The 12,832-nt window shown below is 53.9% G+C and carries 14 protein-coding genes; all 14 read right to left on the bottom strand.

Annotated elements, in window-relative coordinates; translation table 11 throughout:
• Positions 1-167: 167 nt before the first annotated feature.
• The 14 genes from PsAD46_RS17625 to PsAD46_RS17560 all read right to left on the bottom strand — a co-directional run bounded on the left by PsAD46_RS17625 (position 168) and on the right by PsAD46_RS17560 (position 12,829).
• The gene (locus tag PsAD46_RS17625; protein ID WP_063302053.1) at positions 168-1,307 is read right to left on the bottom strand and encodes a CaiB/BaiF CoA-transferase family protein; all 1,140 of its coding nucleotides are present in this window, start codon (positions 1,305-1,307) and stop codon (positions 168-170) included.
• Between the two features lie 426 nt (positions 1,308-1,733).
• Positions 1,734-2,543: an alpha/beta hydrolase gene (locus PsAD46_RS17620; protein WP_063302026.1), complete on the bottom strand. Its 810-nt coding sequence runs from the start codon at positions 2,541-2,543 to the stop codon at positions 1,734-1,736.
• Positions 2,544-2,547: 4 nt separating this feature from the next.
• On the bottom strand, positions 2,548-2,967 hold the full coding sequence (locus PsAD46_RS17615; RefSeq protein WP_063302027.1) for a RidA family protein: 420 nt from the start codon (positions 2,965-2,967) through the stop codon (positions 2,548-2,550).
• Entirely contained in the window at positions 2,964-3,386 is a 423-nt protein-coding gene (locus PsAD46_RS17610) for a thioesterase family protein (RefSeq protein WP_082827146.1), read from the bottom strand. Before PsAD46_RS17610 ends, PsAD46_RS17615 begins: the two co-directional genes overlap by 4 nt.
• On the bottom strand, positions 3,376-4,059 hold the full coding sequence (locus tag PsAD46_RS17605; protein ID WP_063302028.1) for an ABC transporter ATP-binding protein: 684 nt from the start codon (positions 4,057-4,059) through the stop codon (positions 3,376-3,378). The genes PsAD46_RS17610 and PsAD46_RS17605 overlap by 11 nt, the downstream gene beginning before the upstream one ends.
• A complete protein-coding gene (locus PsAD46_RS17600) occupies positions 4,059-4,808 on the bottom strand; it encodes an ATP-binding cassette domain-containing protein (RefSeq protein WP_063302029.1) in 750 nt (249 codons plus the stop codon). The genes PsAD46_RS17605 and PsAD46_RS17600 overlap by 1 nt, the downstream gene beginning before the upstream one ends.
• Positions 4,801-5,826, bottom strand: a complete 1,026-nt coding sequence (locus PsAD46_RS17595) for a branched-chain amino acid ABC transporter permease (protein WP_063302030.1) — start codon at positions 5,824-5,826, stop codon at positions 4,801-4,803. Before PsAD46_RS17595 ends, PsAD46_RS17600 begins: the two co-directional genes overlap by 8 nt.
• Entirely contained in the window at positions 5,813-6,733 is a 921-nt protein-coding gene (locus PsAD46_RS17590) for a branched-chain amino acid ABC transporter permease (RefSeq protein ID WP_063302031.1), read from the bottom strand. The genes PsAD46_RS17595 and PsAD46_RS17590 overlap by 14 nt, the downstream gene beginning before the upstream one ends.
• Positions 6,734-6,840: 107 nt before the next feature.
• Positions 6,841-7,980 (bottom strand): ABC transporter substrate-binding protein, encoded by a 1,140-nt coding sequence (locus PsAD46_RS17585; RefSeq protein WP_063307503.1) that lies wholly within the window; start codon positions 7,978-7,980, stop codon positions 6,841-6,843.
• Entirely contained in the window at positions 7,977-9,623 is a 1,647-nt protein-coding gene (locus tag PsAD46_RS17580) for an AMP-binding protein (RefSeq protein WP_193776966.1), read from the bottom strand. Before PsAD46_RS17580 ends, PsAD46_RS17585 begins: the two co-directional genes overlap by 4 nt.
• Positions 9,565-10,776, bottom strand: a complete 1,212-nt coding sequence (locus PsAD46_RS17575; protein ID WP_063307502.1) for an acyl-CoA dehydrogenase family protein — start codon at positions 10,774-10,776, stop codon at positions 9,565-9,567. Before PsAD46_RS17575 ends, PsAD46_RS17580 begins: the two co-directional genes overlap by 59 nt.
• Positions 10,777-11,598, bottom strand: a complete 822-nt coding sequence (locus PsAD46_RS17570; protein ID WP_082830577.1) for an enoyl-CoA hydratase family protein — start codon at positions 11,596-11,598, stop codon at positions 10,777-10,779.
• Complete coding sequence (locus tag PsAD46_RS17565) at positions 11,598-12,080, bottom strand: MarR family transcriptional regulator (protein ID WP_063292287.1); 483 nt, start codon at positions 12,078-12,080, stop codon at positions 11,598-11,600. The genes PsAD46_RS17570 and PsAD46_RS17565 overlap by 1 nt, the downstream gene beginning before the upstream one ends.
• Entirely contained in the window at positions 12,077-12,829 is a 753-nt protein-coding gene (locus PsAD46_RS17560; RefSeq protein WP_063307562.1) for an SDR family NAD(P)-dependent oxidoreductase, read from the bottom strand. The genes PsAD46_RS17565 and PsAD46_RS17560 overlap by 4 nt, the downstream gene beginning before the upstream one ends.
• Between the last annotated feature and the right edge of the window lie 3 nt (positions 12,830-12,832).

Here is a 12,832-nt window from a genome sequence, read left to right as displayed (position 1 = left end):
TGCACTCCTTCGCAGTAACCTGATTAAAGTTACCCTAGGAGATTCGAGAGGATGTCCTCAGTCATGGGATGTGCTCAGAGGATTGGGCTGAGGCAGTTATGACGTGGGAGGGAGTGCTGAGGCCCCCTCCGTTTACAGTTTGTTTCGCATCGTTAATTGTCGCAGATTCAGGCCAAAGTTTTGCTCTTTTGCATATCAACGATATCAGCTTCAGAGAAACCAAGCTGCTGTAAAACCTGTGCAGTATCGTCTCCGGTTCTTCCTGCTGGTTCAGGTGTTTGCGGAACTGTACGGCTGAAGCGCGGTGCGGGTGCTGCCTGGGTGACGCCGTTGAGGCGGATGCGGTTGCCGCGCTCGGTGTTGAGAGAGGCTGCGTTTGCCTCCTCAATGGAGAGCACAGGGGCAACGCAAGCGTCAGTTCCCGCAAAGACGCCGGTCCAGTGGTCCAGCGTATTCGCCTTGATGGCAGCGCCGATTTGCTCTTCCAGCTGAGGCCACTCTTTCATGTTCATCTGGATCTTGGAAAGCTCTTGCGGGAGGTCCAGCCCTTTTAGCAGGAGAGCGAAGAACTGAGGTTCCAGAGAACCAACGGACAGATAGCGGCCATCTGAGGTTTCATAGCAGCGATAGAACGGGGCACCACCGTCCAGCAGGTTCGTTTGGCGTTTGTCCTGCCAAAGCCCGCGGCCCAGCAAGGAGTAGATCAGGCCCATCATGGCTGGCACGCCATCGACCATGGCTGCGTCGATCACCTGTCCTTTGCCGCTTCTGGTGCGCTCAAACAGCGCTGACAAGACACCTAGCAGCAGGAACATGGACCCGCCGCCGTAGTCTGCCGCCATGTTGAGTGGTGGAACTGGTGGGCGGCCTTCTTCACCAATGGCGTGGAGCATGCCGGTCATGGCGAGGTAATTGAGGTCGTGGCCGGCGGCATGAGCCAGTGGCCCGTCCTGCCCCCAGCCTGTCATGCGGCCATAGATCAGGCCCGGGTTCTTGGCGAGGCATTCGTCCGGCCCAAGGCCAAGGCGCTCCATTACGCCGGGGCGGAAGCCTTCAATCAGGATGTCGGCTTTCTCAACGAGGGAAAAGAAGACTTTGACTGCCTCATCGCTCTTCATGTTCAAAGCGATGGACTTCTTGCCTCGGCGGTTGACATCCTTGTCGATCCGCTCGCCGGTGCGGCGGTCGACGACGATGACATCGGCTCCCAGATCTGCAAGCAATTGTCCGGCCATGGGCGCTGGGCCAAGGCCTGCCATCTCCACCACCTGAAGTCCCGAAAGTGGTCCCGCTTTTGCTGTTGTCACATATGCCTCCCCAGTCAGCCAAGTCCTGCGCATACGGGCAACTTGGAAAGTGCCCGTTTCCAGAGTTGATGCCTTACAGAGCTGGCTTGTCAGATGAGTGTACCTGCAAGCCGCGCTGGGCGGATAACTCTGGTTCGCGTTGTTGGGTCAACCTTAGAGCGGCTGGTAGTAGTTCCACAACTCTCCATTTGGTGAATAGGCTATCCAATAGGTTAAGACGAGTGGAGGTTATAGGGTGGCTTTTCAATCTGATGCGCTGGGCTGTGTCGTTTGCTGTGAGGGGTGCTTTCTGATGAAATGAATTCATCAACGCAGTTACATAGCAACTTAAAGTAACGCATGAATCACTTAAACCACGCAAAATTACACATAAGAACGCAAAGTCGCGTGGCTTTTATAATGTCTATATATTTCAGTAGGTTGTGATTATGTATTCAACATAGTTGTGAGGAGTAGGCTGTTGGGCTGCTCCAGCGCCTCTACCACGGTAAAATGGTTTTTGCCCGGATCCTCATAGGCGGTGATGTGTGTTTCGAAACCGCCCCACATTGCGCAGTGGGTTGCATTTTGCCGTCGAAACTCTGCCAGCTCCTCAGCGCCAACCCAGCCTGTAAAGCGTAGATTATCAAGAGGTTCGTGCAGGACTGGACTTTCTGCCAGCGCCTCGGCTTCGTCGATATGCAGGGTGTCGTTCATTGCTGTCCTGCGGATTGGCCGCAGATCGTAAACCCCGCTGATGCCGAGGATGTGCTTGATCCGACCAGTGATACTATCTGGTATCATCCGGTTTTTGCAGCCCAACCTCGCTACCAAGTGTCCACCAGCAGAATGACCGGTCAAGTGAATCGATCCTTCAACTTGTTCAGCTACAACTTCAAGAGCTCGCTGCATCTGATTGGTAATGCTATCTATTTTCGCATCCGGGCAGAGGTCGTAAGAAGGCACGACAACGGTGTACCCCATCTCGACAGCCCCCTTCGCCAAGTGGCTGAAGGCGGATTTATCGAAGGCCTTCCAGTACCCGCCATGAACGATCATGACGAGCCCTTTGGACGCCTCAGTGCCTTGTGGGAAGAACAGGTCGAGCTTTTCTCTCTCCCCGCTTCCGTAGGCTACGTCCAGTTGGTTTTTTGAGGCCTCGCGAAACGCTTTGGAGCGCTCAACCCATTGATTAAAAAGCTCTTGTGCGTTTGGTACTGCACCGGAGTTATGATAGGCCGCGTCCCAATCCCGCATCACGTTATTCCGTTCTTGGCAGTACTGCCGTTGCTTCAATTTCCACTTTGGCCTGATCTTCCACCAAATCAGCCACCTGGATCATGGTCATGGATGGAAAATGACGGCCAAACACAGAGCGATACGCCTCGCCAACTTCGCGCAGGCGAGCGGTGTAGTCTTTCTTGTCGACCACATACCACGTCAGGCGCACCACATGCTCTGGCTTAGCGCCAGCTGTGGCTAGAATTTCGCTAATGTTCTCAAGTGTTTGCTTGATCTGATCAATGAGATCATCGCTCTCGAAGACCTGCTGGCCGTTCCAGCCGATTTGACCTCCCAGAAAGATGGGTGTGCCTTCTGCCATAATGCCATTGGCGTATCCAGAAGCAGGCTTCCAACCTTCCGGCTGGAGAAATTTGAACAGTGCTTGTTGTGTTGTCATGAAGGTCCCTCTTCCTTCAGGAAAAATTCCATTTGTTTCTTAATGGCTTGTGGCCAACTCGCTGGCTTCTTGTCCTCGCCTTTGACGTAGACAATGACCGAGCGACTGGTGAGACGAAGCTCGTCCTCGCATGTCACCGTAAACTCCAGATGGACGCTGGAGCGTCCCAGCTTTGTGACCTGGAGCGTGAATAAGAGTTCGTCACCAAGCTTGCTCGGCTTTTTGAACTCTGTTTCGATCTTGGCTGTTGGGACTGCATCCCCTTGATTTATATGAATTTCTACGAACGACGTGCCGAGCGATTGCTCGAACCACTCTTCGGTGACCTGATTGATCATCTCGAAGTAGCGGGGATAAAAGACAATTCCAGCGGGGTCGCAGTGCTGGAAGATCACTTTGATCGTGCGTTCAAAGACCAAGGTATCTGTCCTTCATTTCCTCGGTGAGTGTATCCGGGCGGCCTGCCCAGACTGACTCGCCTTTTTCCAAAATGACGGCCTGATCAGCCAGCGGAAGGAGCTCCTTGAGCGTCTTGTCGATGATGAGAATGGACAGTCCTTCCTTCTTCAGCCTGGCGATCGCCTGCCAGATTTCCCCGCGCACCACAGGTGCCAGACCTTCCGTTGCTTCATCGAGTATCAGCAATTTTGGGTTTGTCATCAAAGCTCTGGAGATGGCAAGCATTTGCTGCTCTCCACCAGACAGCGTGTTTGCGCTCTGACTTTTCCTCTCCTGAAGGCGTGGAAACAAGTCATAGACGCGGTTCAGCGTCCATGCGCCTTTGCGGGCGGCCGCGCTCAGATTTTCCAGAACAGACAGGTTCGGGAAACAGCGACGACCTTCCGGGACCAATCCCAGACCAAGGCGTGCGGCTTTGTGGCTGGACAGGCGGTTCAGGCTTTGACCGCGAAACTCAATGGTACCTTTGGTCGGCGTAACCATCTGACAAATAGAGCTGATTGTGGTTGATTTGCCCATGCCATTGCGGCCAAGCATCGCGACCATTTCGCCTTCATTGACGGAGAGGTTCACACCGAAGAGCGCTTGCGCAGCACCATAATGGGCTTCCAAGCCTTTGACTTCTAACAGCATCAGGCTTCCTCCCCAAGATAAGCTTCTCTGACAAGTGCACTGGCGCGGATATCATCGACCGAGCCTGACAGAATGGCTGCACCGCCCACCAGAACCGTGATGCGATCTGCCAGACGGAACACGGCATCCATGTCGTGCTCAATGAGCAGGATTGGGATTTCCGGGCGAATTTCCTCAAGGAATTCAGTGAGCTGAATAGAGCCTGTCGGGCCAAGGCCTGCCATGGGTTCGTCCAGTAACAGTGCTTTAGGTTTGAGAGCCAAAGCGCAGACGACTTCCACCTGACGGCGCTCACCGTGAGAGAGTTCCGAGACCGCGATATCTTCGCGACCACCGAGGCCGACTTGTCTGAGCCAGTTTCCAGCGGTTTCGCGCAGTTCTTCGTCGGACTTGGTTTGCTTCCAGAAGCGGAAACTGGAGCCCTGACTGGCTTGTACGGAGAGCATGACATTGCGACGGGCGCTGACGTCCATGGCCAGCGAAGAAACCTGGAAACTGCGGCCCAGTCCCTTACGGGACCGGCTGGCGACTGTCTCTGAAGTTACGTCTTCACTATCCAGAATGATGCTGCCGCTGTCAGGTGTGATCCAGCCTGCAATCTGACCGATGAGCGTTGATTTACCAGCCCCGTTTGGTCCGATAAGCGCATGAATCTCATTGGGTTTCAGGTCCAAGGATACGTTTTTTGTCGCTTGCAGAGCCCCAAAGGATTTGTGCAGGCCTTTGACTTCAAGAACCGGTTTAGTCATGGCGTGCTCTCCCTGCAATCATGCCCATGACGCCACCTCGGGCGAACAGAACGACCCCGAGCAAGGCCAGACCAAGCAGCAGTTGCCAGTGCTCTGTCCATTCGCCGATATAGGTTTCGAGCAGTACGAACAGGGCGGCGCCGATAACAGGGCCATAGAGACGCCCGACGCCGCCAAGGATGACGAACACCATAATCTCTCCGGAACGGTGCCAGGATAGCATTGAAGGGCCTACAAAGCCGTTTAGCTCGGCAAACAGCGCTCCTGCAAGGCCGGTGATCATCGCGGAGATAACAAAGCCTGTGAGCTTGATCGGGAATGGATCAATGCCAGAGGTTGCCAGCCGTGTCTCATTCATACGGGCGGTGCCAAGAGCTGCACCGAAACGGGAGCCAGACAAGCGTGCTGAGACGAAGATTGCACCGAGCAGCAGGACAAAACAGACAAGGAAGAACGTCAGAGCGCTTTCTGCATCTACCATTGGAAATTCGTTGCGCAGGTAAATTGAAAGCCCATCTTCACCGCCGTATGTCGGCCAGGAAATGGCGAAGTAGTAGATCATCTGGGCAAATGCCAGTGTGATCATGATGAAGTAGACGCCTTCGGTTCTCAGCGAAATTGCGCCAATTGCTAAGGCAGCGATGCCGCAAATGACCATTGCGACAATCCAGATAATAAGCATCTGGTTGGTGCCGGAGATCGCAAAAGGCATGGCCATGAAGAGGGTTTCTTCAAAGCTGTGAAAGGCTGCAATACCAGTGGTGTAGCCACCAATGCCGAAGAAGGCTGCATGGCCGAAGCTGACCATTCCGCCTTGCCCGATGGCAAAGTTGAGGCCAACGCCAGCAATGGCAAAGATGGTGATCAGGCTTGCCAGATTGACGTAGTAGTCTTCTCCGATGGAAGACGCCCAGAGCGGCAGAGCCAGCAGGATTGCCATAACTGCGATGTTAACGACGGTCTCGCGGCTCAGCTTTGGCATGTTGATGGATTTTGGAGCTGTATCAGTTCGTTGCATTGAAAAGCCCCTTTGGTTTGACTGCCAGAATGCCTGCCATCATCAGATAGATAAGCATGGATGACAGAGCTGCCCCGACGCTGTTTGCACTGGCATTTTCCATGAAGAACTTCAGGATAACGGGCAGGAAAATACGTCCCAGAGTATCTACGAGGCCAATCAGGATGGAGCCGATGAGAGCGCCTTTGATTGAGCCAATGCCGCCAATCACAATGACCACGAAGGCCAGAATGAGCACTGGTTCTCCCATGCCGACCTGTACGGAGCGCAATGCGCCGACCAGAGCACCCGACAGACCTGCGATCGCGGCGCCCAATGCGAAAACGATGGTGTAAAGCGTTTTGATATCAACACCTAAGGCAGCGATCATCTCGCGGTCACTTTCACCGGCGCGGATCCGCATGCCAAGGCGCGTTTTGGAAATAAGCAGGTAGAGAAGCAGGGCAACAGCCAGCGCTGCCAGAATGATAAACAGGCGATAGACCGGATAAGCTTCTACGCCGGGCAACGCCATGGTGCCCCCCAGAGCTGCCGGAATGTTGAGGTAAAGTGGCATGGAGCCGAAGACCATGCGGGTGCCTTCAGAAAAGATCAGAATAAGAGCAAAGGTTGCCAGTACCTGATCAAGGTGATCGCGGTCATAAAGCCTGCGAATGACAAGCATTTCGATGAGTGCACCAGCTGCCGCCGCTCCAAGGACACCACCACCAAGACCAAGCCAGAAAGAGCCGGTCTGCTGAGTGATCCAAGCGCAACAAAAGGCACCGACCATGTAAAGCGAGCCATGAGCGAGGTTGATCAGACCCATAACGCCGAAGACCAGCGTGAGGCCAGCTGCCATCAGAAACAAAGTGAGACCGAATTGCAGCCCGTTCAATACCTGCTCAAAAATCAAAGCTGCCGTCATTTATGATATTCCCGAGGCTTCTTTTTCATTGTGACATCAGTATAGGGGATCAGCGGAGAAGGATTAGAGTTTCCCCGCTGATTAACTTTTTACTTCAACGCGTTGGCTTATTTCATCCGGCATTTGGATGCGTATGCATCCTGATGGCCTTTGATTGCGACACCGACAATTTTGTTGGTGATCTGGCCGTCTTCTTTCACCACTTCGCGAACATAAATGTCCTGAATTGGGTGGTTGTTGTTGCCGAACTTGAAGTCACCGCGCACAGAAGCAAAATCAGCTCCCTTCAGTGCTGCGCGGAAATCGTCTTTGTCACTGACATCTGCCTTTTCCATCGCGGAGAGGATCAGATTTGCAGCGTCATAGCCCTGAGATGCGTAAAGGGAAGGCAGGCGGCCATAAGCTTCTTTGAAGCCTTTGACGAACTTTGCGTTCACCTCGCTCTCAATGTCCTTACCCCACTGGGAAGAGTTTGCCACGCCGAGTGCAGCGTCACCAATCGCAGGCAGAATGTCCTGTGAGAAGGAGAAAGCCGGCCCCATGACAGGCACATCAACGCCGGACTGCGCGTACTGCTTCATGAACGCAATGCCCATGCCACCTGGCAGGAAGAAGAACACGCTGTCAGCGCCAGAAGCGCGGATTTGTGCGATTTCTGCAGCGTAGTCATCCTGACCGAGCTTGGTGAAGAGTTCACCTGTCAGCTCCCCTTGGTACATCCGCTTGAAGCCTTTCAGAGCGTCGGTGCCAGCTGGGTAGTTTGGCGCCAGAATGAAGGTCTTCTTGTAGCCCGCTTTGTTGGCGTGAGACCCCATCGCTTCGTGCAGGTTGTCGTTCTGCCAGGCCACGTTGAAGTAATTTTCGTGACAGGCTTTACCAGCCAGCGCAGATGGGCCTGCATTTGGGCTGATGTAGAGCGTGCCTTTGCGGGTTGCCGCAGGAACCACAGCCATTGCCAGGTTGGACCAGATGATACCTGTCAGGATATCAACCTTGTCTTTTTGAATGAATTTGTCTGCCAGTTTTTTGGCAACGTCCGGCTTGCGGGCGTCGTCTTCTACCAGCAGCTTTACATCGGATGCGCTTGCCTGTTTGAGTGCGAGCTCAAAACCATCGCGGACGTCGATGCCGAGGGTGGAGCCACCGCCTGACAAGGTGGTGATCATGCCAATTTTAACTTCGGCTTGCGCCACGCCAGCTGTACAACACAGAAGGGCGGCTACTCCGGCTGAAACGAGTTTTTTCATATAAGTTCCCCTGATTTATCCTCGACCAGCTGTTCCTTCAGGCGGAATCTTTGAATTTTACCGGTCGCGGTTTTTGGTAGAGAATCTACCAGTTTAAGTGAACGAGGGTATTTATAAGGCGCTATAGTAGATTTTACATAGTCCTGAAGACGTTTGATTACATCTGCATCTTGTGGGTGGTCCTCCACCAGCACCACATGAGCTTCAACAATCTGTCCCCGGTCCTCATCTGGCACGCCTATAACCGCACACTCGGACACTTCCGGGCTGCTTAGCAGAGCAGCCTCAACTTCAGGTCCGGCGACGTTGTAACCGGACGTGATGATCATATCGTCTGCGCGGGCTGCGAAGTGGAAATACCCTTTTTCATCTTGATAAAAGGCATCACCTGTCAAATTCCAGCCGTCACGAACATATTTCTGTTGCCGGTCATCTTGCATATACCGACAACCGGTTGGTCCTCTTACGGCAAGTTTGCCAACTGTGCCGCGTGGAACCTCCTGCATGTTTTCATCAACCACTTTTGCGGAGTATCCTTTGATCTCCCGGCCAGTGGTTGCTGGCATGGCATCTTCCAAATGGTTGGAAATAAAGATGTGCAACATTTCTGTTGCGCCAATCCCATCCAGCATCGGAATACCGGTTTTTGCTTTCCATTGCTCAAACACTGGTGCTGGCAATGTTTCTCCCGCTGAGACTGCGATGCGCAGTGAGGACAGGTCTGCCCCCTCTTCCATTGCTGCCATCATGGCGCGGTAGGCCGTTGGTGCTGTGAATGAGATCGTTGCCTTGTAAGTCTCAATGATCTCAATAAGTTGTTTGGGTCCTGCCGTTTCCAGCAGAGTAGCGGTTGCGCCGAAACGAAGCGGGAAAATTGCCAAGCCGCCGAGGCCAAATGTAAAGGCCAGTGGCGGACTGCCAACAAACACGTCCGATGGCTGGATGTTCAGCACTTCCTTTGCGTAGGCATCTGCGATGATCAGCAGATCGCGGTGGAAGTGCATGGTTGCTTTCGGCTGTCCGGTGGTGCCAGATGTGAAACCCAGCAGGCAGACATCATCTCTGCCCGTTTGAACGGCTTCAAACTGGACGGGCTTTGACAGTGCGACCTTATCCATCTCACCGGCAAAGTTGGCCGTGCCATCGAAGCTCACGATTTTGCTCAGATGGTCGTTCTGCTCAAGGCAACGCTCCATCTCTTCCATAAGGCGAAGATCGCACATGGCCAGTTTGATTTCGGCCTTGTCGACGATCTGGCTTAACTCGCCAGCCCGCAGCATTGGCATGGTGTTGACCACCACAGCACCTGCTTTTGTAGCAGCCAACCAGCAGGCGACCATAGCCGGGTTGTTTGCTGAGCGGATAAGAATGCGGTCGCCCGTTTCTACTCCGTAATCCTCCTGCAGAGCTCGAGCGATGCGGTTCGTCCAGTCCGCAAGCTCTTTGTAAGTGCGTTTTCTGCCATTGCCGATGAGAGCAATGTTGTCACCAAAGCCGCGTTCAACCATCTTGTCGGTCAACTCTACTGCGGCGTTGATGTAGTCTGGGTACTCAAACCCCTCCAGCTGGAAAACTGGCTGCTGATCAATTGGTGGCAGCCTGTCCCTTGTGAAGGTGTCCTTGTGCGCGCTTGGTCCCAGCATTTCTCCCCTCCTGAGAAAGCAATTGCCTTGCTACTATTATTTTCTGAACATCGGATGCGCCTTCGTAGATGCGAAGAGCTCTGATTTCACGGTAAAGTTTTTCGACAGTATTGCCTGAACGGACGCCCTCGCCCCCGTGGATTTGTACAGCCTTATCAATGATATGTTGGGCCTGATCGGTTGCGAATTGCTTTGCCATGGCAGCCTCACGAGATACTCGTGCTGCCCCCATGTCTTTCGTCCATGCAGCGCGGTAGATCAGGAGTGCAGAGGCATCAATGTCGATTGCCATTTCCGCCAGATGGCCCTGCACCATCTGCATATCGGCCAGCACGCCATCCCCCAGTTTGCGGGTTGTTGCGCGTGCTACGGCTTCTTCCAATGCACGGCGGGCAAAGCCTAAAGCAGCAGCGCCGACGGTGCAGCGGAAGACATCCAAAACCGACATTGAGATCTTGAAGCCTTCTCCGGCTCCCCCAATGCGGTTTGCTTCTGGAATGCGCAGTTGTTTGAAGCCCAACCGTGCCAGAGGATGAGGTGCCATCACATCCAGCCGTTCTTCAACGGTTAAGCCCGGTGTATCCGCCGGTACTATGAAGGCGCTGATGCCTTTGGCCGCCGGTGCTTCGCCCGTCCTTGCGAAGACAACATAAAGGCCTGCAATGCCGCCGTTGGAGATCCAGGTCTTTTCGCCATTGAGCACATAGTCATCGCCGTCGCGGATGGCGGAAAGTTCAATGTTTGCAACGTCTGAACCGGAGTCTGGTTCTGTTAGTGCAAACGCAGAGAGTGTCTGGCCTGCTCTGGTTTTGTTGAGCCACAGCTGTTGTTCTGGCGTGCCAAACAGGCTGATGGCGCCTGTTCCCAGACCCTGCATGGCGAAGGCGAAGTCCCCCAGACCGTCGTGACGGGCCAGTGTTTCGCGCATGATGCACAGGCTACGGACATCCAGCGGTTTGGGATCAGCCGGATCAACAGCAGTGAGATTCAGGAAACCAGCAGAACCAAGATCATTAACGAGCTTGATACAGGCAGCATCCGTGTCAGAGTGGTCAGCTGGAAGGTTTTCGCAGCACCAGTTTTCTATGGCTTCGGCAAGCTCTCGGTGTTTTTCTTCAAAAAACGGCCATGTGAGGAAGGTGGTGTCAGCCATTTACGCCCCCTCAAAGACCGGTTTTTCTTTTGCAACAAAAGCTTTGTAGGCGGTTTCGAAGTCTTTGGTCTGCATACAGATGGCCTGCGCCTGTGCTTCAGCTTCAATCGCTTGATCCAGACCCATATTCCATTCCTGATTGAGCTGGGTCTTGGTGATACCGTGAGCGAAATTTGGCCCTGCCGTGATACGCTGCGCCATGCGGATCGCATCGGCCTCGAGTGCTTCTGTGGTGGACATAGAGTTGAAGTAGCCCCAAGTGTAGCCCTCTTCAGCGCTCATGGACCGACCTGTGTAGAGCAGCTCTGCAGCACGTCCCTGACCGATAATGCGCGGAAGAATGGCACACGCGCCCATGTCACAGCCTGCAAGGCCGACGCGGGTGAACAGGAAGGCTGTTTTGGCGTCTGGTGTACCAATGCGCAGGTCTGATGCCATAGCCATGATTGCCCCAGCACCAACGCTGATACCGTCTACAGCTGAAATGATTGGCTTGGTGCAGTTGATCATGGCTTTGACCAGATCACCCGTCATACGCGTGAACTTCAGCAGGTCTTTCATGTCCATTGCAACAAGCGGACCGATGATGTCGTGGACGTCTCCACCTGAGCAGTAGTTGCCTTCGTTGGAGGCGATCACAACGGCATTAACGTCATCCGCATAGACGAGATCGCGGAATGTATCGCGCAGCTCGGCATAGCTTTCAAAGGTCAGTGGATTTTTACGGTCCGGGCGGTCCAGTTGGATGACTGCGACATCGCCTTCCATGCGCCAAATGAAGTGCTTTGGCTGCAAATTCGCCATTTTGTAGGTTGTCAGCATTATCGGGCCTCCCCCTCCCAATCGCTTGCAAATACCTTCAGTGTTTCAGCAAGGGTTTCTGCTTCATCGGGAGAAAAGTGAGAGAGCAACTCATTGATCCACTCGCGGTGACTTGCTGCCATTTGCTCAAAATTCTTACGACCTTCTTTTGTGAGCAGAACCACAGAGGTTCTCCGGTCTCCGTCTCTCAAGGTGCGCTGAACCAGTCCGTCCGTGGTCAGGCGATCAATGAGGCCGGTGACGTTGCCGTTGGATACCATCAGGTATTTGGAGAGCTGTGACATGAGCATGCCCTCTGGCTCCCGGTAAAGTGCTGCCATCACGTCAAAGCGTGGCAGGGTCACATTGTATGTTGTCCGCAGCCGCTCTCTCAGTTCGCCTTCAATCGCACGAGAGGCACGGAGCAATCTCAACCAGAGGCGAACGCGGGACTTGTCGTCGGTTGCTCTGTCAGCTTTGAGCATTTCCTGTGAGGCTGTCATTGGGTCTCGCCTCCTGATACTGAAATAGCTTGCCCTGTCACAGAGCGGGCGCCATCTCCGATGAGCCATGCCACTGTGGCGGCGACTTCGTCTGGCTGGATGAAGCGTTGCTGTGGGTTGTCCTTGTAAAGAGCGGCCCGTGTCTGCTCTTCGTTCATTCCGGTTTTTTGCATGATGTTTTCGATCGAGCGTTGCAGCATTGGGGTCTCTGTGAATCCTGGACACACAGCATTGACCGTAAATGGCTTGCTGGCAAGTTCGAGTGCCAGTGATCTGACCATACCGATGACACCATGTTTGGCTGCGGCGTAGTGAGACACATAGGAATAACCGCGCAACCCCGCTGTTGAGGCAATGGCGATCAAACGCCCATACTCCTGCCCTTTCAGGCATTCCAGTCCTTTTTGGAAGGTCAGGAATGTACCTGTCAGGTTGATGTCGAGCATGCGCTGGAAGTCTTCCCGTTCGATCTTTCCAAAAAGTGCAGATTCTGCTGCACCTGCATTGGCAATCACGATGTTGACTGGTCCGTTTGCTTCAGCCGCCTTTTCAAACATCTGCCCAACGGATACTTCATCGGTAATGTCTGCTGTAACAGCGCTGATGCGGCTGTTGGCACTTGCGACCAGATCAAGCGGCTCGCGTCTGCGCCCTGCAATGGTGACGTTGATGCCAGCCCCCGCGAGGTGGCGGGCTATTTCAGCCCCAACGCCTGTCCCGCCACCTGTTATGAGTGCATGCTTTTCCAAACC

The sequence above is a fragment of the Pseudovibrio sp. Ad46 genome (genome assembly GCF_001623065.1).
Classification (GTDB): domain Bacteria; phylum Pseudomonadota; class Alphaproteobacteria; order Rhizobiales; family Stappiaceae; genus Pseudovibrio.
This window is presented reverse-complemented; position numbering and strand designations above follow the sequence as displayed.